This is a genomic window from Streptomyces sp. H39-S7 (assembly GCF_027158205.1).
Classification (GTDB): Bacteria; Actinomycetota; Actinomycetes; order Streptomycetales; family Streptomycetaceae; genus Actinacidiphila.
In genome coordinates this window covers 137,537-157,101 of the sequence record NZ_JAPVLU010000003.1, presented here as the reverse complement: position 1 = coordinate 157,101, position 19,565 = coordinate 137,537, and the positions used below count along the sequence as shown (strand labels likewise).

General features: G+C 71.0%; 18 protein-coding genes. 9 read left to right on the top strand and 9 right to left on the bottom strand.

Annotated features, from left to right (window positions below; all coding sequences use genetic code 11):
- Nucleotide 1 precedes the first annotated feature (1 nt).
- Nucleotides 2–1,261 carry an ABC transporter substrate-binding protein gene (locus O3X23_RS04110; protein ID WP_443047739.1) on the bottom strand — a complete coding sequence of 420 codons (1,260 nt, stop codon included), beginning with the start codon at nt 1,259–1,261 and terminating at the stop codon, nt 2–4.
- A 160-nt stretch (nt 1,262–1,421) separates the two neighbouring features.
- Between O3X23_RS04110 and O3X23_RS04105 the strand changes: the two genes are divergently transcribed.
- The gene (locus tag O3X23_RS04105; protein WP_187145299.1) at nt 1,422–1,868 is read left to right on the top strand and encodes an SCO4402 family protein; all 447 of its coding nucleotides are present in this window, start codon (nt 1,422–1,424) and stop codon (nt 1,866–1,868) included.
- A gap of 65 nt (nt 1,869–1,933) precedes the next feature.
- On the top strand, nt 1,934–2,788 hold the full coding sequence (purU, locus tag O3X23_RS04100) for a formyltetrahydrofolate deformylase (RefSeq protein WP_269269707.1): 855 nt from the start codon (nt 1,934–1,936) through the stop codon (nt 2,786–2,788).
- Nucleotides 2,789–2,819: 31 nt separating this feature from the next.
- Here purU and O3X23_RS04095 read toward each other — a convergent pair whose 3' ends face one another.
- Nucleotides 2,820–3,416, bottom strand: coding sequence for a dTDP-4-dehydrorhamnose 3,5-epimerase family protein (locus O3X23_RS04095; protein WP_443047768.1), 597 nt, complete (start codon nt 3,414–3,416; stop codon nt 2,820–2,822).
- A gap of 2 nt (nt 3,417–3,418) precedes the next feature.
- On the bottom strand, nt 3,419–4,300 hold the full coding sequence (gene rfbA, locus O3X23_RS04090; RefSeq protein WP_269269705.1) for a glucose-1-phosphate thymidylyltransferase RfbA: 882 nt from the start codon (nt 4,298–4,300) through the stop codon (nt 3,419–3,421).
- A gap of 139 nt (nt 4,301–4,439) precedes the next feature.
- Here rfbA and rfbB point away from each other — a divergent pair, with 139 nt between their 5' ends.
- Complete coding sequence (gene rfbB / locus O3X23_RS04085) at nt 4,440–5,426, top strand: dTDP-glucose 4,6-dehydratase (protein ID WP_269269704.1); 987 nt, start codon at nt 4,440–4,442, stop codon at nt 5,424–5,426.
- The gene (rfbD, locus tag O3X23_RS04080; RefSeq protein WP_269269703.1) at nt 5,423–6,325 is read left to right on the top strand and encodes a dTDP-4-dehydrorhamnose reductase; all 903 of its coding nucleotides are present in this window, start codon (nt 5,423–5,425) and stop codon (nt 6,323–6,325) included. The genes rfbB and rfbD overlap by 4 nt, the downstream gene beginning before the upstream one ends.
- An 87-nt stretch (nt 6,326–6,412) precedes the next feature.
- Here rfbD and O3X23_RS04075 read toward each other — a convergent pair whose 3' ends face one another.
- Together O3X23_RS04075 and O3X23_RS04070 are read right to left on the bottom strand one after the other, a co-directional pair.
- Entirely contained in the window at nt 6,413–8,089 is a 1,677-nt protein-coding gene (locus tag O3X23_RS04075; protein ID WP_269269702.1) for a hypothetical protein, read from the bottom strand.
- Nucleotides 8,090–8,376: 287 nt separating this feature from the next.
- Nucleotides 8,377–9,702: a hypothetical protein gene (locus O3X23_RS04070; protein ID WP_269269701.1), complete on the bottom strand. Its 1,326-nt coding sequence runs from the start codon at nt 9,700–9,702 to the stop codon at nt 8,377–8,379.
- 297 nt (nt 9,703–9,999) lie between these two features.
- Here O3X23_RS04070 and O3X23_RS04065 point away from each other — a divergent pair, with 297 nt between their 5' ends.
- From O3X23_RS04065 to O3X23_RS04050, 4 genes are all read left to right on the top strand, one after another.
- Nucleotides 10,000–10,446 (top strand): DUF2304 domain-containing protein, encoded by a 447-nt coding sequence (locus O3X23_RS04065; RefSeq protein WP_331283876.1) that lies wholly within the window; start codon nt 10,000–10,002, stop codon nt 10,444–10,446.
- Nucleotides 10,443–11,180 (top strand): glycosyltransferase family 2 protein, encoded by a 738-nt coding sequence (locus tag O3X23_RS04060; RefSeq protein ID WP_269269699.1) that lies wholly within the window; start codon nt 10,443–10,445, stop codon nt 11,178–11,180. Before O3X23_RS04065 ends, O3X23_RS04060 begins: the two co-directional genes overlap by 4 nt.
- Nucleotides 11,177–12,121, top strand: a complete 945-nt coding sequence (locus tag O3X23_RS04055; protein ID WP_269269698.1) for a glycosyltransferase family 2 protein — start codon at nt 11,177–11,179, stop codon at nt 12,119–12,121. Before O3X23_RS04060 ends, O3X23_RS04055 begins: the two co-directional genes overlap by 4 nt.
- Nucleotides 12,122–12,229: 108 nt before the next feature.
- Nucleotides 12,230–13,831: a N,N-dimethylformamidase beta subunit family domain-containing protein gene (locus O3X23_RS04050; RefSeq protein ID WP_331283875.1), complete on the top strand. Its 1,602-nt coding sequence runs from the start codon at nt 12,230–12,232 to the stop codon at nt 13,829–13,831.
- Between the two features lie 135 nt (nt 13,832–13,966).
- Here the strand turns inward: O3X23_RS04050 and O3X23_RS04045 are convergent, their stop codons facing one another.
- Nucleotides 13,967–15,094, bottom strand: coding sequence for a maleylpyruvate isomerase N-terminal domain-containing protein (locus tag O3X23_RS04045; protein ID WP_269269696.1), 1,128 nt, complete (start codon nt 15,092–15,094; stop codon nt 13,967–13,969).
- The gene (locus tag O3X23_RS04040; protein WP_269269695.1) at nt 15,091–15,720 is read right to left on the bottom strand and encodes a sigma-70 family RNA polymerase sigma factor; all 630 of its coding nucleotides are present in this window, start codon (nt 15,718–15,720) and stop codon (nt 15,091–15,093) included. The genes O3X23_RS04045 and O3X23_RS04040 overlap by 4 nt, the downstream gene beginning before the upstream one ends.
- Nucleotides 15,721–16,066: 346 nt before the next feature.
- Here O3X23_RS04040 and O3X23_RS04035 point away from each other — a divergent pair, with 346 nt between their 5' ends.
- On the top strand, nt 16,067–16,438 hold the full coding sequence (locus tag O3X23_RS04035) for an STAS domain-containing protein (protein WP_269269694.1): 372 nt from the start codon (nt 16,067–16,069) through the stop codon (nt 16,436–16,438).
- Nucleotides 16,439–16,457: 19 nt separating this feature from the next.
- Here O3X23_RS04035 and O3X23_RS04030 read toward each other — a convergent pair whose 3' ends face one another.
- Both O3X23_RS04030 and O3X23_RS04025 read right to left on the bottom strand, forming a co-directional pair.
- On the bottom strand, nt 16,458–17,666 hold the full coding sequence (locus tag O3X23_RS04030) for a tetratricopeptide repeat protein (protein WP_269269693.1): 1,209 nt from the start codon (nt 17,664–17,666) through the stop codon (nt 16,458–16,460).
- A gap of 242 nt (nt 17,667–17,908) precedes the next feature.
- A complete protein-coding gene (locus tag O3X23_RS04025; protein WP_269269692.1) occupies nt 17,909–19,471 on the bottom strand; it encodes a class I adenylate-forming enzyme family protein in 1,563 nt (520 codons plus the stop codon).
- Between the last annotated feature and the right edge of the window lie 94 nt (nt 19,472–19,565).

Genomic DNA, 19,565 nt, shown 5'->3' with positions numbered 1-19,565 from the left:
CTCAGCGCCCGTCCTGGTTCACCGGGCGGCCGAGCGTCGCCGCCATGTCGACGAAACCGGTGCGGGCGGCGACCAGCTGCCCGTCGCGGACGACCTGGTAGACGACCTTCGCGTTCACCATGCGGGGATGGCCCGGCACCGGGAGCATGTTCTCGGTGCGCCAGCCCAGGTCCGGGGTGAGGCCGCCGGTCGAGACGCCGGTCGCCTTGTCCAGCGCGCGCTTGAGCGACGTCGCGGTGACCTCCTCGCCGCCCATCGCCCGGACGACCTCGGTGAAGACCGAGTACGCGATCCAGGTCGTCTGGACGCCGGGGTCGGCGACGTCGATCCGGTTGTCGGCGAAGGCGTACTTCTTCACGACGGCCTTCATCCCGTCCCACTTGGGGTCCGAGGTCGGCGGGTACCAGCCGGTGGCGAACGCGTTCTCCAGCGGGCTGCTCTTCCCGCCCGTGCTGTCGATGAGCGACTGCTGCACGCTGCCGATCACGGAGGAGAGCCGCACCTTCGGCACCTCGTCGCCGAGCCGGCGGAACGAGTCGACGAAGGTGTCCGTACGGTCGCCGAGCACGGCCGCGACGCACGAGCCGGTGGGGGTGCTGCCGATCGCCCGCTGGGCGACGCCCGTGTACTCGGTGGAGTCGTCGGCCGTCGGCAGGTCCGAGGCGGCGGGCCGGCCGCCGGCCTTGAGACCGGCGTTGAGGAACAGCGGGAACTGGTCGCCGACTATGGTGTCCGGCCGTACCAGGCTGACCTTGGAGCATGAGCCGGCCAGTTGCTTCCCGTTGCCCGTCAGCAGCGCCGGCAGGCCGCCGTTGACGGGGTAGGACATCGGGCTCTGGAACTCCTCCTGGGTGAGCCCGTAGCCCCCGACGTACGGGATGCCGGCCGACTCCAGGGCGGAGGTGAAGTTGCCCGCGTGCTCGCTGTACGAGCCGAGGACGGCGACCGCGCCCTCGTCCGCGGCCTGCTGCGCGCACTTCGCGGCCTCGACCGTGTCGTTGTGGTCGTTGCAGGTGATGACCTGCAGCTCGTGGCCGTTCAGCCCGCCGGTGTCGTTGATATGGGCCGCGAACGCCTGCGCCATGGCGGGCATTCCGGGCATGTTCGTCGATTTCGTGCCGTCCGGTGCCCAGGTCATGACGACCACGGGGTCCGGGGAGCCCCCCGCGCTCCCCGGAAGCACACCGCAGCCGCTGATCAGCGCCACGCATGTCGTCGATACAGCCAACAGGACAGCCATGCGCGAACGCCGCTCAGTCATGAACATGGACGTTTCCGTTCCGCCGCCAACGCCGGGGTGACCGCAAGAGAACGCACCGTCACGTTCAGGTGAATTACAAGTGCGGATCGGAGGGAACGTACGATCGGTCATCGTGCAGACTTCGGAGAAGACTTCCCGCCGCGGTGCCCGCTCCTCCACGATGGGGGGCATGCCGCTCAATGACATGCCTTGGTGGCGCTGGCGCAGCAATGTGCGCTCGGCGCTGCACATGATCAGCGACCCGGTGTTCCAGCAGGAGTGCTGGCTCGCCGGGGTGCCCGGTTTCGGCGACGTCACCGACGCCGTCTACCGTCTCGTCGAGGACACCTGGCTCGACAACTGGTCCGCCGAGAAGTACGTCGGGACGATCTTCCGCGACTCGCAGGAGGCCGCGCTCGTCGACGTCGCGGTGCTGCGCGTGCTCAAGATCCTGCACCAGGTGGGCGCGGACGCGCCGGTCAGCACGTACCTGGAGCACCACGCCTGGCCGGAGGCGGTCCGCGCCGCCCGGGAGGCGCACGTCAAGCTGGCGACCGCCGACGGGGACGACGTGGACGCGCCGCCGCGCTCCCTCGACGTCCTGGCGATCTACACGCGTACCGCCTGACGGCACCCGTACCGTCTGGCGGACGGCTTCGCCGCCGGGGCCGCCGGATATGCGAGGGTGGCCGGGTGAACGAGCCCGAATATGTGTTGACGCTGTCCTGTCCCGACAAGCAGGGCATCGTGCATGCCGTGTCGAGTTATCTCCTCATGACCGGCTGCAACATCGTGGACAGCCAGCAGTTCGGGGACCAGGACACCGGGCTGTTCTTCATGCGCGTGCACTTCACGGCGGATCCGCCGGTGGAGCCGGACAAGCTGCGGGCGAGCTTCGCGGCGATCGGCAGCGCCTTCCAGATGGAGTGGCAGCTGCACGCCGCGGACCAGAAGATGCGGGTCGTCCTCATGGTCAGCAAGTTCGGGCACTGCCTGAACGACCTGCTGTTCCGTACCCGGATCGGCGCGCTGCCCGTCGAGATCGCGGCCGTGGTCTCCAACCACACGGACTTCGAGGAGCTCGCCGGCTCCTACGGCATCCCGTTCCACCACATCCCGGTGACCGCCGACACCAAGGACCGGGCGGAGGCGCGGCTGCTGGAACTGGTCGAGGCGGAGCGCGTGGACCTGGTGGTGCTGGCCCGCTACATGCAGGTCATCTCCGACGACCTGTGCAAGCGGCTGCCCGGCCGGATCATCAACATCCACCACTCGTTCCTGCCGAGCTTCAAGGGCGCCAAGCCCTACCACCAGGCGCACGCGCGCGGGGTGAAGCTGATCGGCGCGACCGCGCACTACGTGACAGCGGCGCTCGACGAGGGGCCGATCATCGAGCAGGAGGTCGAGCGGGTGGGGCACGAGGTCACCCCCGGGCAGCTCGTGGCGATCGGCCGCGACGTCGAGTGCCAGGCGCTGGCGCGCGCCGTGAAGTGGCACAGCGAGCACCGCGTCCTGATCAACGGGCACCGCACGGTCGTCTTCGCCTGACGCGCGGTGCCCCGGACCCCACCCGGTCCGGTCAGGCGCCGGCGCCCAGCTCCTTGTAGCGGGCCTGGCAGACGCCGAAGTCCGGCAGCCGGCCGCCGTCCCGCATCTCCGCGAAGCCCGGGGCGGCCGCGTCACGGGCGGACAGCTGGGGCGCGCCGGTCTGCCAGTCGATGCCGAGCTCCGGGTCGAGCGGGTGCACGCCGTGCTCCTTGTCGGGACGGAAGACGTCCGAGACGAGGTACGAGAGGGTGGCGTCGTCGCTGAGGGCGCAGAAGCCGTGGCCCATGCCCTCCGCGATGAAGAGGGCCTTGCGGTCCACGTCGTCCAGCCGGACGCCCTCCCACTGACCGAAGGTCGGCGAGCCGACCCGCAGGTCGACGACCACGTCGAGCACCGCGCCGCGTACGCACGTCACGTACTTGGACTGGCCCATCGGGACGTCGGCGAAGTGGATGCCGCGCACGACGTCCTTCGACGACACCGACATGTTCGCCTGCGCGAGCCGCATCGGATGGCCGACCTCGGCCTCCAGCTTGTCGAAGCGGTACCACTCCAGGAAGAGGCCGCGCGGGTCGCCGTGCTGCTGGGGGGTGATCTCCCAGGCGCCGTGGAAGGACAGCGGTCGGATGTTCATCGCGGGAGGTCCTCCTCGAGGGCGAGCGTGTTGACGAGGTAGTCGCCGTAGCCGCTCTTCAGCAGCGGTTCGGCCAGGGCGCGCAGTTGCTCGTCGTCGATGAACCCCATCCGCCAGGCGGTCTCCTCGACGCAGCCGAGCTTCAGCCCCTGCCGCTCCTCGATGACCCGGACGTACTCCGAGGCCTGGACGAGGGAGTCGAAGGTGCCGGTGTCCAGCCAGGCGGTGCCGCGGTCCAGTACCGAGACGCGGAGGTTGCCCTGCTTCAGGTAGGTGGCGTTGACCTCGGTGATCTCCAGCTCGCCGCGCGCGCTGGGCTTGAGGCCGTTGGTGATCTCCACGACCTGGCTGTCGTAGAAGTACAGGCCGGGGACGGCGAAGCGCGACTTCGGCCGCTCCGGCTTCTCCTCGATCGACAGCGCGTTGCCGTGCTCGTCGAACTCGACGACGCCGTACGCGGTCGGGTCCTTCACCTGATAGGCGAAGATCACACCGCCGTCGGGGGAGCTGTGGTCCTGCAATTGCCGTCCGAGGCCGGCGCCGTGGAAGATGTTGTCGCCGAGAATCAGCGCCACCGGCTCGCCGCCGATGAAGTCCGCACCGATCTGGAATGCCTGGGCGATTCCGCCGGGATTCGGCTGGGTGCGGTATTCGATATTGATGCCGAATTGCGATCCGTCGCCGAGCAGTCGGCGGAACTGCTCCTGGTCCTGCTCGGTGGTGATGAGCAGTATGTCGCGAATTCCCGCCATCATGAGCGTCGACAGCGGGTAATAGACCATCGGCTTGTCGTAGACCGGCATCAGCTGTTTGGAGACCGCTTTGGTGATCGGCCACAGCCGGGACCCGGTCCCGCCGGCGAGGAGGATACCACGCATGTTGTTTCTACTTTCTCCGCTGGCAGGCGGCCGATGACCGCTCGGCATCGCCCCCGCACTCGGGGAACGGCTAGAGTTACGGCGAAGCAAACCATCTTACGCCGCCCCCCAGTAGGGGCCTGACTGGACTCTGGCACTCATGAACATTCTTGTTACCGGTGGCGCCGGATTCATCGGCTCGCAGTTCGTCCGCGCAGTCCTGTCAGGGGAGATGCCGGGGCTCGAGGACGCCTCCGTCACCGTACTGGACAAACTCACCTACGCCGGCAATCCGGAGAACCTCGCTCCGGTCGCCCACCAGCCCGGTTACCGGTTCGCGCTGGGCGACATCTGCGACGCGGACTTCGTCGCCTCGGTCCTGCCCGGACATGACGCGGTGGTGCACTTCGCCGCGGAGTCGCACGTCGACCGGTCGATCACCGGCGCGGCCGCGTTCGTCACCACCAACGTGCTCGGCACCCAGACCCTGCTGGACGCCGCCCACCGGCTCGGCATCGGCCGCTTCGTGCACGTCTCCACGGACGAGGTGTACGGCTCGATCAGCGAGGGCTCCTGGACCGAGGACTGGCCGCTCGCGCCCAACTCCCCGTACGCCGCGGCCAAGGCGGGCTCCGACCTGATCGCGCTCGCCTACCACCGCACGCACGGGATGGACGTGGTGGTCACCCGCTGCTCCAACAACTACGGGCACCACCACTTCCCCGAGAAGATGATCCCGCTGTTCGTGACCAACCTGCTGGACGGCAAGAAGGTCCCGCTCTACGGCGACGGCAGCAACATCCGCGACTGGCTGCACGTCTCCGACCACTGCCGGGGCATCGCGCTCGCGCTGCAGGGCGGCAAGGCCGGTGAGGTCTATCACATCGGCGGCGGCACCGAGTTGACCAACAAGGAGCTGGCCGGGCGGCTGCTGGAAGCCTGCGGCGCCGGCTGGGACATGGTCGACTACGTCGAGGACCGCAAGGGCCACGACCTGCGCTACTCCCTGGACATCGGCAAGTCCCGCGCCGAGCTGGGGTACGAGCCGCTGATCGGCTTCGACCAGGGCCTCGCCGACACCGTCGCCTGGTACCGCGACAACCGGTCCTGGTGGGAGCCGCTCAAGGCCAAGGCGGCGCTTTCATGAGCGCTTCCGGCACCGCGGACACCACCCGCTGGCTGGTGACCGGGGCGGGCGGCATGCTCGGCCGGGAGGTCGTGGCGGCGCTGACCGCCGATCCGGCCGCCTCCGTCACCGCCGCCACCCGGGCCGAACTGGACCTGACGAACCCCGAGGCGCTGCTCGCGGCGGTCCGCGGCCACGACATCGTGGTCAACGCGGCCGCCTGGACGGACGTCGACGGCGCGGAGGCCGACGAGGCCGCCGCCACCGTCGTCAACGGTGACGGGGTGCGCCACCTGGCTGCCGCCTGCGCCGCGGCGGGGGCGCTGCTCCTCCACGTCTCCACCGACTACGTCTTTCCCGGCGACGCCAAGGAGCCGTACCGCGAGGACGATCCGACCGGGCCGGTCAACGCCTACGGGCGTGGCAAGCTCGCCGGTGAACTCGCGGTCGCCGAGCTGCTGCCGGAGACCGGCTACACCGTCCGCACTGCGTGGCTGTACGGCGCGCACGGCCGCAACTTCGTCGCGACCATGCTGAAGCTCGCCGCCACGCACGAGACGCTCGACGTCGTCGACGACCAGCTCGGCCAGCCCACCTGGGCCCGCGCGCTGGCCGTCCGGCTCACCGAGCTGGGGCGTGCCGCGCTCGCGGGCGAGGCGCCGGCCGGCGCGTACCACGGCACGGCCTCCGGCCAGGCGACCTGGTACGACCTGGCACGGGCCGCGTTCGAGCTGTCGGGGCTCGACCCCGAGCGGATCCGCCCCACCACGGCCGACAAGTTCGTCCGGCCGGCCGTGCGCCCGGCCTACAGCGTGCTGGGCCACGACCGCTGGTCCGCCGCCGGGCTCCCGGCGATGGCCGGCTGGCGGGACGAGCTGGAGGCCGCGGTCGCGGCGGGAACGTTCGCCGCCCAGGCCTGAGTTGGCTCAGCGGCACCACGGGAACGACGAAGGAGGGGCACCCGCCCGAGCGGGTGCCCCTCCTTCGTCGTGCGCCGTTCGACGGGGCTACGGCTGGTCCTTGCGCCAGGCGTACTCGCAGCCGTGCAGCAGCTGGTCCGTCTCCGGCGGGGAGACCGGGTTGAGCTTGCGCGGCTTGTCGCAGACGCCGTGCGGGGCGAACTTGGAGCAGGTGCCGTCGGGCTTGGCGAGCCGGTGCGCCTGGTAGGCGAGCCGGCCCATGGTGCTGACGCCCTTCGGGTTCTCCGGGAAGAACGGGTCCGACTGGGCGGAGGCCGCCATGCCGGTGAGTACCACCGTGGCGGTCAGCACGCCGACGGCCGCGTACCGGCCCGCGTTGCGGGACGAGGTCGGCGACTGCAGCGCGGGGATCGCGGCCAGCCGCTCCTTGACGCGCTCGCCGGTCAGGACGCAGGCGAGGCCGAAGAGCGCGAGACCGCAGTACAGGAGCGTCTGATAGGTGCGGGGGAAGAGCTGGACCGCCTGGTCGCGCTCCATGTGCGACGCGAAGAAGAACCGGATCGCCCACGCGCTGCCGAAGCAGGCGACGACGCCGATGACGGCGGAGCGGCGCAGTCCGACGGTGAGCGCCACCGCGACGCCGACCATCATCAGCGCGGTGAACACCCCGACGCCGCCGAGTTCACCCGGCGGCGGCCACATGCCGGGCAGGTTGCCGTTGCGCGTGTAGAACGGCGTCATCGCGATGTAGCCGGGGTCGACCAGGGTCAGCGTCGAGCAGAAGCGGTCCTTGGTGCTGTCGGCGGCCGACAGCAGCATGTAGCCGTACTTGCCGCCGATGATCAGGAATGCCAGCAGGGCCGTTCCGAGGAACGCGCCGGCCCGCAGCATCCCGTCCCGCCCGGAGCGCCACGGGAAGAGCCCGAGGACCGCGACGATTATTCCGGGCGCGGACCAGACGTGCCAGCCGGAGTAGACGATGAACAGGACGCCGAGCATCGCGCCGACGGCCGCGCCCCGCCAGGCCACGGCCGGGTACGGCCGGCGCGGTGAATTGCGCAGCAACTGCAGGAGCTTGGCGAGCAGCGGGATGAGGACGACCAGCACCAGCGGGCTGTACGGCTTGTAGACCACGACGGAGGGGATGCCCGCCAGCATGCCGACGCCGAGGGCCGGCAGCGGACGCAGGAACATCCGCCAGGCCAGGTAGGCGGCCGGACCGGTGAGCGCGATCGAGATGATCAGGATCCACTTGAGGGCGAACGCCGTCTGGTGGTTGTCGACGAAGTGGTCGGCCCAGAAGGCCGTCAGGTGCGGCAGCACCGGCGGGTAGATGTTGACCATGTGGCCGGTGTGCTGGATCTGGGTGGCCCAGGCCTCCAGCCGCCCGTTGTCGCCGCTCTGGCCGTTCAGCGGCCAGGGGGTGCCGCGCAGGGCGACGACCTGTCCGCCGGCCGTCATGCCCGTCGCCAGTCCGGCGATGGCGGCGCAGACCAGGCGCAGCACGATCCGGTGCACGCGGGGGCTGGCCCGGAAGACCGACCAGACCACCAGCGCGAGCAGCGGCAGCGCCACCGCGATGAGCCGGAACTGCAGTGCCGCCAGCCCGCTGACCTGACCGATCCGGGTCATCGGGTTGACCGCGATGGTGGTGCTCCACCGCGCGAAGGCGAGGGCGGCCCCGATCGCGACAGCGAATTCGGCCGCGATCATCGCCAGCCGTTTGCGCCAGGGTTTGAACGCGGCAGCGGCGGTGCTGAGCACCCCTGCTGCTCCTGGCGCGCTCGGCGCGTCGGTCGGTGTCATATCTCAGTCAGCTCCAGCGATCCGGTCGGTCGCCCAGGCAACGGCGTGACCGTCTTCGAGGTCGGTGTTCGTGCGCCGGAGCCGGACGGGTAGGGCGGCTAGCGTGCAGACCGCCGTCTTCACGTGTGAGGTGTGCTGCACACACCGATACGGATGGGATCCGGCGGCACAGCGTTCCAGATCGTACGGGAATACCGTTGGGGGTTTGCCGCCGGGCGGGCCCATGGGCGCTGGGCGGGCGGCTGTCAGCCGGGCTTGACGGTGCCGATGGCCTCGGCGTCCCCGACGAGTGTCCGGGTCGTCGGATCGAACGGACGGTCGAAGTTGCGCAGGCCGACGCGGAGTCCGAAGAGCAGGGCGATGGCCGCGGCGCCGGCCGCGATCGCGTAGGACAGTTCCACCTGCAGCGCCGTGCCGCCGGGCAGCAGCGGGGCGGTTCCCAGGGCGAGCGCCCCGATCGTCCAGGCGACGCACAGTATGCGGTGGCCGCCGGTGGCCAGGGTGCCGCTGCTGAGCACGATCGCCGCCAGGTGGGCCACCGCGCCGAGGCCCAGCAGGCCGAAGTCCAGGGAGCTGAGGGCCGGCGGCGCGTGGAAGGCCGTCTCGTTCAGGGCGGGGCCGATCACCGCGCAGACGACCGCCCAGCCGGCCCCCAGGGCCGACACCATCAGCAGGTTGCCGCGCAGGGTGCGCAGGAATCCGGCCTTGTCGCCCGCGGTGTGCCGTCCGGTCAGCTCCACCAGCAGGGACGCCTGCATCGAGCTGACCAGGAACTGCGGCACCCGCACCAGGATGAGCGCCGAGACCAGGGCGGTGACCAGCGGGGCGTTGTCCGGGTCGAGGAGCTTGGCGGTGACGACCGGAGCGTTGGCCACGGCCTGCATGAGCGTGGTGGAGACGACCAGGACCGCGAAACCGTTGTGGATCTCACTCGCCTCGGCGGCCGGTCCCGGCCGGGACGCCCGGCGCATCGCGGGCACGCACAGGAGCACGGCGGGCAGCGGGGCCAGCGCCATCGCCAGGCCGAACGCGAGGAAGGAGCCGTGCGCGGCCAGCAGTGCGACCGCGGCGCCCACCCGCAGGACCGCGTCGGCGGTCAGCTGGACGGCGTACCAGCGGAAGTCCCCGTACCCGGCGAGGATGCCGCGCGCGGTGTGCTGCGCGGCCCAGCCCACGAAGGCCGCCCCCAGGACCGCGACCATCGACCGGTCGCCGTTGAAGAGCAGATCCGCCAGCGGGCCCGAGGCCGCGGCCAGCGCGGCCAGGACCACGGTCAGCATCGCCGTCGCCGTGAGTATCCCGCGGCGGATGGCGGGCCCCGCGCCCAGCCCGGAGGCGGTCCGCGCGGCCACCACCCGGGTGAGCTCCTGCTCGACCGGGAAGAACAGCCCGATTCCCGCGAAGGCGATCACCGACCACAGGACGGAGATCTGGGCCATGTCGTCATGGCCGAGCGTCCGTCCGGCCAGGGCCAGGAAGATGTACGAGGCGCCGGCGTTCGCCGCCACCCCGGCCCCGACGAGAAGGGTCCCGGAAGGGAGCGTGCGCAGGAGTGCAGTGGGCGACTTCATGTGGCCGCAAGAATACCCCGGAGGCCCTGACAGGTACTCGTCGGCCTGGTATGCCGGAGCCCCCGCGCTGCGGGCCTCCGCCCGGCTTTCGGCTCTTGTGGCCAGGGGGTACCATGAGCGCCGTGTCCGGCAGCGTGTGTGACGTCGCCACCCAGTCGCGGGTTGGCGGGACGTCTTCTTCGCCCTCTGCCAGGTAGCCGGTCATTCCCTGGACGTCAACGACGTCGGTATGGCGCGGCGGCCTCGTACTTCGACCGGAAAGACGGCTGAATCGTGCAATTGTCCGTACTTACTTCGGTGACCGGCTTGGCGGTGCTCGGATGCATCGTCGAGCTCTTGCGTCGCCAGCAACTGCGCGAGAAGTATGCGGCCCTGTGGCTGCTCATCGGCCTGATCATCGCTCCGCTCGGTTTCTTCCCGACCTGGCTCGACTCGATCGCCAACAAGCTCGGCGTCGCCTCCGGCGTGAGCCTCGTGCTCTTCGCCGGCTTCGTCCTTGTGCTGCTCGTCACACTGCACCTGAGCTGGGAGTCCAGCCGTCTCGAAGCCGAGACGCGCACCCTGGCCGAGGAAGTGGCCCTGATCCGGGCGCACTTGGCGCAGAGCGCCGACCCGATGCCCGCCAACGCGGTGAAGCCGGTCGCCGGTACGCCGGGCACCGGCGGCACTCCCGGCCCGGGCGCCGACGAGAGCACGGACGACACCACCACCGCCACTTCGGATGATCGCGAGGCCCGGGCATGATCGATGGCCGACGGGTGCTGGTGATCGTGCCGGCCTGGAACGAGGACGCCGGGCTGGCGACGACCCTGGGTGAGATCAGCAAGGAACTGCCCGACGCGGACATCCTCGTCGTGGACGACGGTTCCACCGACCGCACGGCGAAGGTCGCCGCCGCGGAGGGCGTGATCGTGGCCCGCCTGCCCTACAACCTCGGCGTCGGCGGCGCCATGCGGCTGGGCTACCGCTACGCGCTGGAGTACAACTACGACGTCGCGATCCAGATCGACGCGGACGGCCAGCACGACCCGAGCTATGTGCCGGCCCTGCTGCGCGAACTCGACAACGCCGACCTGGTGGTCGGTGCCCGCTTCGGCGGCGAGGGCGACTACCAGGCCCGCGGCCCGCGCCGCTGGGCGATGCGGCTGCTGTCCGGAGTGATGTCCCGGCTGGCCGGCGCCCGGCTGACCGACGCCACCTCCGGCTTCCGCGCCTGCAACCGCGACCTGATCGAGTTCTTCGCCGGCTGGTACCCGGTGGAGTACCTCGGCGACACGGTGGAGAGCACCGTCGGCGCGATCCGCTGCGGCTACAAGGTCCGGCAGGTCCCGGTCGCGATGCGGCCGCGCACCACCGGCAAGCCGAGCCACTCGCCGCTGCGCGCGATGGTCTACCTGGCCCGTGCCGGCCTGGTCCTGCTGCTCGCGCTGATCCGCCGGGTGCCGACCGAGGCGCCGCACACGATGGTGTCGGCGTGACGGACCAGGATCCGGCCGGCGGCGGTTCCGCCGGACCCCGCTTCCACATCCTGATGCCGTACTACGGCGACGTCGCCCTCATGCAGGACGCCGTCCGCAGCGTGCTGGCCCTGGACGGGGACGACTGGCGGCTCACCGTGGTCGACGACGGCAAGGAGGCGGGCGTACCGGAGTGGTTCGCCGCCCTCGCCGACGACCGTGTGCGCTACCTCCGCAACGAGCACAACCTCGGGGTGACGGGCAACTTCAACCGGTGCCTGGAGCTGTCGGAGGGCGAGTACACCGTCCTCATGGGCTGCGACGACCTGCTGCTGCCCAACTACCTGCGCACCGTGCGCGCGGCCCTGGACCATGAGCCCAAGGCGACCATGGTGCAGCCCGGCGTCGACGTCATCGACGGCGAGGGAAAGCTCTCCCGGACCCTGGTGGACACCACCAAGGAGAAGCTCTACGCGCCGAAGGGCCCGCGTCCCCTCACGCTCGGCGGCGAGGATCTGGCGGTGAGCCTGCTGCGCGGGAACTGGCTCTACTTCCCCTCCATCTGCTGGCGTACCGAGGTGATGCGGAAGTTCCGCTTCCAGGCCGACCTCGGGGTGATCCAGGACCTGGCGCTCGTCGTCGACCTGCTGCTCGACGGGGCCTCACTGGTCGTCACGGACACCGTGTCCTTCCAGTACCGCCGACATGCCGTCAGCGAGTCGTCGGCCAAGGCCCTTTCGGGGGACCGCTTCGACGAGGCACGGCGGTTCTTCCGGGAGACCGCCCACCGGCTGTCGGCCCACGGGTGGCACCGTGCAGCGAAGGCCTCGCGCCGGTACTGGTCCTCACGGCTGCACGCGCTCACCCTGCTGCCCGCTGCGGCCCGCCGCGGACCCCGGGGGAGCACCCGCGGATTGATTCGGCACGCGTTCGGTTCCATCGGCAGGGGTCCCAGCACCTGATTGTTACTCAGCTGCACCATTCCGGTGAACGAATCGTTATCGGCGTTCTTCGTCGGGTTCGGAGAATTCCCATTCTCCGAACCCGCACGCCTGTATGATCGTAAAATCATGAATCTGCGCCGTATAGCTCTCCTTGTCGCCGCCCTAGGCGTAGTTGTCGCAGTGTGCGTTCAGTACGGCACCAACCTGCTGGACAGTGCCAAGGAGACGGTGACCGCGCTCCCGACGCCGGGGCGCCCACCGGTGCAGGTGGTGACCCCGCCGCCGGAGAAGGGCGGTCCGGGGAATACCGCCGGAATCAATGTCGTCAAAGAGAACACCCTTGAGGGCACGACCGACTGGAAACTGAAGAGTCCCGGTCCGCAAAACGCTATCGAGGGTTATGCCGATCGGGTGAGTGTCGACCCGGGCGACAAATTCGGATTGTACGTCTCCACCCCCGCGCGCGATTTCCGGGTGGAGGCGTACCGAATGGGTTGGTACAGCGGTAAGCAGGGCCGGCTGGTCTGGTCCTCGTCGCACATCCGGGGCCAGCGGCAGGCCGACGGCGAGATGACGCCGCAGATCTACATGGCACGCGCTCCCTGGAAGCGTTCCCTGGAGATCTCCACCAAGGGCTGGCCCGAGGGCGACTACCGGCTGAAGCTCGTCTCCGCCGCCGGCCACGACCGCTGGGTGCCGCTCACGGTGCGCTCGAGGTCCGCCGAGGGCCGCAGCGTCTTCATCAACGCGGTCGCCACCTGGGCCGCGTACAACTCCTGGGGCGGCGCCAACATCTACGGCGGCGTCAAGGGCTACGGGGACCGGGCGCGCAAGGTGAGCTTCGACCGCCCGTACGCGGGGGCCGGCGACGGCCTGTTCGGCTGGCACGAGCTGCCGATGCTGACGCTCGCCGAGCGCATGGGCATCCCGCTGGCCTACGGCACCTCCCTGGAACTGGACTCCGACCCGGGCCGTTTCCGGGGCGCCCGCGGAATGATCTTTCCGAGCCATGACGAGTACTGGTCGTCGGGGATGCGGACCAACACGATCGCCCTGCGCGACAAGGGCGTCAACCTGGCGTTCTTCGGTGCGAACAACGCGTACCGCCACGTCCGGTTCGAGGCCTCCCCGCTGGGCCGCGAGCGCGTCGTGACCTGCTACAAGGACGCCTCCGAGGACCCGATGAGCCTCACGGACGCCGACGAGGCCACCAAGCAGTGGCGGCAGGCGCCCAACCCGCGTCCCGAGGCCGCGTTCCTCGGCATCCAGTACGAATGGGCCGGCGTGCTCGCCCCGTACGTGGTCACCGACCCGAACGTCTGGATCTACAAGGGGACCGGCGCCCGCGCCGGTTCGCAGTACCCGGGACTCGTCCGCAGTGAATTCGACCGGGTCTTCTCGGACGCCGATACGCCGCGGCCCATCCAGATCCTCTCGAATTCGCCGGTCGTCATCAACGGCAAGGACAAGAGCTTCGCCAATTCGGTGTACTACACGGCGACTTCCGGTGCGGGGGTGTTCAGCGCGGGAACCCTGGGCTGGACGTGTGCCGTGGACGCGAACCCGTGCTGGGGCAAGCTGCCCAAGGTCACCGGCAAATTCGCCACCAAGGTCGCCGAGAACATAATCAGCGCCTTCCAGGCGGGACCGGCCGCCAAGGCCCATCCGGCCGTGGACAACTACGACACGTACGCCCGCCCGACGGGCCGCTTCAAGTACAACATGTGACCCGGCGGGGGACCCTCGTCGCGCCCGTGCACTGGTCGGTGCACGGGCGCTCGGCGTACGGGCGGCCGGCCTGCGGGCGGTCGGCGCAGGGGTGGTGGGGGCCCGTGCGGCGGGTGCCCGTGCGGCGCGGGCCGCTCAGAGCCGGGACAGGCTCGCCGCGGCGAAGAGCACGTCGCGGATGACCCCGCGGTCCCCGTCCTGACCCACGGCTATCCGCTCGGGCTCCAGATGGCCCGCGGCCAGCTGGCAGAACTCGACGCTGTCGAGAGCGACATGGGCCACCGCCTCCTCGGCGGTGGCGAGCGCGCCGGGCGAGTCCAGGGCGATGTACCAGTCGCCCCCGCCCAGGCCCTCGACCTCGAGGTGCACCGAACGGCCGGGTGACCCGGCGGTGGTGAGCCGGGCCGGGGAGGCCGCGAGCCCGGCGCGGCGGCGCCCCGCGATGGCGGTGGGCAGCATCCGGGCCGCCAGGTCGATCATGGGGTGGAGATCGCGCGGCGCCGGCGGATCGTACGGGTAGTCGACGGCCTCGGCGATGTCCCAGGCGTGGATCCAGCACTCGAAGGCCCGGTCGAGGAACGCGTCCCGCAGCGGCAGCGTGAACCCGCCGTATCCCACGTCCAGTCCGCCCGTCCCGTGACCGGCGAAGGACACCGTGCGCACCAGCGTCCGGCCCTGCTCGCGCCACTTGGTGCGCAGCGGTGCGCCCGGCATGTCGTGCGCGGTGGCCCAGTAGCTCTCGGTGCGCTGCGCGGGATCGAGCGGCAGCTCATCGAGGGGCAGCCCGAGCGCGGACGCCACCAGGCCGTCCACCGCGCAGAGGTGGCCGATGACCTGCGCGACGGAGACCTCGCGGGCCACCCGCTTGTCCTCGTACCAGCGCAGCTCCACCGGGGCGTCCCAGTAGCCGTCGCCGAGATCGCGCAGCAGCGCGTCCAGCCGGGCGGTCTCCGCGTCGTACGGGGCCGCCCACCGGGGCATGGGAACGCGCGCCGGGCGGCGGTCGAGACAGTCCGACAGCACCCGGGACCGCAGCAGCGGATCGAGGTCGAGCGTCTCCTCCTGGTGCAGCAGACCGACGGCGTCGCGCAGCCGCAGCGCCTCGTCCGCGCAGGCCGCGCAGTCCGTCAGGTGTACCTCGACGGCGAGCGACTCGTCGCGTGAGCAGGCGGCCAGCGCCCAGGCCCCGAGCAGTGACTTGAGCGTGCTGTGGTCGTACGGGGAGAGCTCTCCCCGCCCGGCGCCCGCCGTCCCGGCGGTCACCGCTGTCGCCCGTCGGGACCCGCGTCGAGGCCCGCGCGGATGCCTGTGTGGAGGCTCGCTGGGAGGCCTGCGTGGTGGCCCGTTTCGTGACCCGGGTGCGCGGTGGGTGTCATCGCGGTGGAGAGCAGTTGCAGGCCGAGGCGGAGCCTGCGCCGGGCCTCGTCCTCGGTCACGCCCAGGTCGGCGGCGGTCTGCCGGTAGTCGCGCCGCCGGAAGTAGGCGAGTTCGAGAGCGTCGCGCAGCGGGGCCGGCATGGACGTGACGATGAAGTCGGCGCGGGCGGCGGTGTTGGCATCGCGGACCTTCGCCTCGACCTCGTCCTGGCTGCCGCGGCCGCGGTCCTCCTCGTGGCGCAGCTGCTGCACGGCCCGGAGCTGGGTGAGTGCGGCGATCCAGGAACGCAGGGAGCCGCGCCGGGGGTCGTAGGCGTCGGGGTTCTCCCAGATGAAGCCGAAGACGTCGCGGGTGATGGCGTTCGCGGCCTGGTCGTCGTCGAGCACGCGGTGGGCGAGGCTGTGCACCAGCGACGCGTACCGGTCGTACAGCTCGCCGAGCGCGGCTTCCTCCCCGCGGGCCAGCCGCTGCTGCATTCTGCGGTCCCAGCGGGGTGGTGCCGGTGTGGCCATGCCGCCGCCCCTTTCCCCTCGCCGCCGCCGGTTCCGCGCGCCGGTCCTGCCCGTCCATCGGTTCCGGTGGCCGCGTCGTCTCCGCCCGGCTTTCGGTCCCGTCAGCTCGAATGTAACCGCCACCTACGACGTGAGACGCCCCTTTGCGCCATCCTGTCGCCGTTTCGGACCGCTTCTGGCGATGTGTTATGCGGGTGTGACCGCTGTACTGCTCGGCCGTACGGGATTCCGGGCATAGGGTTCACATGATGACGCTGTCGCAATTCCTTGAGGAGCGGCCTTCCGGGCCTCCGCGGACCGCCAGGGTGGCCGGGCTGCTCCCAGCGACGTCGCGAGGTGAGACTCAGTGGAAGTAACGCAGGCCGAACAGGACGGCTGGGCCGTGGTGATCGTCACGGGCGAGATGGACCTCCTGACCTCTCCCACCGTGCGCCAGCACGTGCACGAGGCGGTCGCCGACGGTCGGCGCAGCGTGGTCCTCGACCTCGCGGAGGTGCGCTTCTGCGATTCCAGCGGGGTGGGCGTGCTGATCGCCGCGCGCCGCCTGATGCGTTCCTGCGCCGGCCGGCTCCGTATCGTCCTGCCCGACCAGGGTGCCGCCGACGACGGGTCTCACGTCAACCGGGTGCTCGCGGCCCTCGGTGTCCGCCGCCTCTTCGACGTCTACCCGGACCTCGCCTCCGCGACCGACGACTCGGCCCGGCCGATATCCGCTTAGCGTTGCCACGTCGGCCGGTTCAGTACGCCGACGGTCTGGCCGGTGGCTTCGCGGGCGCCGGGCCCAGGGTGGTGGTGCCGATCGCGGCCCGGTGGCCGAGGCCGGTGCGGTAGGCGTCCAGGGCGGCCTCGACCCGTCCGGTGCTGCGCAGCAGATCACCCAGCAGCCGGCAGAGGTCGGCGAGATCGCCGGCGGCGCCGGCGCGTTCCAGCAGTGACAGCGCGTTGACGTAGTGCTCCTCGGCGGCGTCGAGCTCGCCGTCCTCCTGCGCGATCAGACCGAGCAGCCGGTGCGCGCCCGCCGCGTGGATGGCGCCGCGCTCGGGACCGATGCGGTCGAGCAGCCGGGCGAGCAGTTCGCCCGCCTCGGTGTGGCTGCCGCGCCGGCGCAGGACGTCGGCGAGTTCCACCTCCACCTGATCGGTGAAGAGCTCGGACTGCTGGGCCGCCAGCATGTCGCGGGCGAGCCGCAGTTCCTGTTCCGCCTGCTCCAGGCTGCCGTCCTGGGCATGTACATATCCGCGCATCCAGTGACATTTGGCCAGGTCGGAGCGGAATCCCAGCCGCTGGTACAGCTCCTGCGCCTTGGCGAGCGAGGCGTCGGCCTCGACGATCCGGCCTTCGGCGATCAGGGTGCGGGCCACGCTGCGGTGCATGCCGGCGACCAGCGCGGGATCGGTGGCGCTGGGGGCGAGCGCGAGGGCGAGCTCGGCGGCCTGGGCGGCGCGGGCGTGGGCGCCCATGTCCATGTAGGGAGCGATCACGGCGGTGTGCAGGAGCAGCAGCGCGTCCGGGTCCTGGGTTCCGGCGGCGTGCAGCCCGTCGATCGCGGTCTCCAGCAGGTAGCAGGCGTACCGCAGTTCGCCCGCCAGTAGGTGGGAGACCGCCCGGCCGCGGATCGCGGCGGCCCGGCGCGGCAGCGGCTCATCGCGCAGCAGCTTCTCCACGGCCTCGAAGTGCTCGCGCGCGAGCGTGAGTTCACCGGTCTCCAGTGCGCTGTCGCCCAGCCCGAGCAGAGCCGAGACGCGCTCGTCCGCGAGGTCGTGGTCCCCGGCGGTGGCGAGCGCCGCGCGGAACCGGTCCGCGGCCGTCGCCGCGTCGCCCGCGGCCAGTGCGATGCGTGCCTCGCCCAGCCGCCGCGCCGCGTGCACCTGCGCCTGTGCGCGGCCCGGCCGACGGTCCCGCGGACCGCTCTGCGCCGCAACCGTGCTGTCCGTAGCGTCCGCCACGTCCGCCTCCCAAGCCCCTGGTCGCGCCACGTGGCCGGACGACTGCGCGCGTCAACTCGGCGACGCGTCCCGGAAGTTACGTGGTCAACAGACGCAGAGTAGCGGCTACCGCGACACCCCCGTCCGCACCTGTCACGCCCCGCCAAACCCGAAAGGAAGATTACCCGGAAAAGTCACCATCGTTCCGAAACCTCCCCCCCACTTCCGGCGGCCTCGCCCGCTTGCCGGCGTCGCGGGTGGGTTCACGACGGTTCCGTGCCGCCGAAGCGCTCGCGCAGTTTGAACTTCAGGACCTTGCGGAGTACGTCGTTGCGGGGGAGGGCGTCCACGATCTCCAGTTGTTCCGGGAGTTTGTGGGCGGACAGGCCGTGGTCGCGCAGGTAGCCGGTGATGTCGGCGAGGGTGATCGGCGGGGCGCCGGCGGGTTGTTCCACGACGGCGCAGACGCGTTCGCCGCGTTCGGGGTCGGGCAGTCCGACGACGGCGGCTTCGGCGACCGCGGGGTGCTCGTAGAGCAGGTCCTCGATCTCCTGGGCGGAGATGTTCTCGCCCTTGCGGATGATGATGTCCTTGAGCCGGCCGGTGAGGACGAGATAGCCGTCCGGGGTGAGCCGGCCGAGGTCACCGGTGATGAGGAAGCCGTCCGGGTCGAAGACCTCGGCGGTCTGGCCGGCGTGGAGGTAGCCCCGGCAGACGGCCTCGCCGCGCAGCCTGACCTCGCCGTCGGTGCCGGCGGGCAGCGGCTTGCCGTCGGAGTCCGTGATCCGGATCTCCATCGCGGCAGGGGGGCGGCCCTCGGTGGTCGCGAGGTGGTCGGGGGTGTCGTCGGGGGCGCCCATGGTGATCATGGGGACCTCGGTCATGCCGTAGCCGTGGGTGAGTTGGCAGCCCATCTCCCGGGTGACCTCGTAGTACAGCTCGGGCGGCATCGGCGCCCCGCCGCCCGCCAGCAGCCGCAGGCTGGGGATGAGCTTGCGGCCGGGGTCCTTGCGCTGCTCCGCGAGGAACATCGAGTAGAAGACGGTGCTGCCGCCCGCGACCGTGACGCCGTGCGCCCGGTAGGCGTCGAGCGAGGCGGGCAGCGCGAAGTGCTCCAGGAGCAGCGCGGGGAACCCGTACAGCATCAGCATCACGGTGTAGTCGGGCCCGGCGACATGGGCGTAGGGGAAGGCCATGGAGCCGATGTCGTCGGGGGTGAGGCGCAGGGCGTGGGCGAGGCAGCCGCCGGCGGCGATGAGGCTGCGGTCGGTGTGCAGAACGCCCTTGGGGTCCGAGGTGGTGCCCGAGGTCCAGTAGATCCAGCGGACGGACGTGCCGTCGGCGGGCGGTTCCGGCAGCACGGCCGGGTCGCCGTCGGGGAGTTGGTCGTACGCGGTGAGCAGGAGCGGCGGCCGGGAGAGGCGCGGCGCGAGGCGGTCGGCCATCGCCGCGTAGTCGTGGCCGCGCCATTCGCCGGGTATCGCGAAGAACTCCGCCCCGGCCTCGCGCAGCGCGTAGCCGACCTCACGGTCCCGGTAGAAGGGGATGAGCGGGGTCTGCACGGCGCCGAGCCGGGCGAGCGCGAAGGTCAGCAGCACCGTCTCGATCCGGGTGGGCAGCTGCCAGGCGAACCGGCTGCCGGGCCGGACGCCGAGGTCGTGGAGGCCGGCGGCGACGCGCTCGGAGCGGTCGCGCAGCTCGCCGAAGGTGAGGCGGCGGCCGTCGGTGTCGAGGAGGACGGGGGCGTCGGGGGTGAGCTCGGCGCGGCGGGCGGCGAGCGCCCAGAGCGTCGGGGAGTCGCCGAGGGCCTCGATGGTCGCGTCCATGCCGGTCTCCTCCGTGCCGTCACCGTAGCTGACGTTGCGTCAGATATGGCCGCAGCGTATGCGGCGGGGCCCCACCGGTCCAGGGGTGTGACGC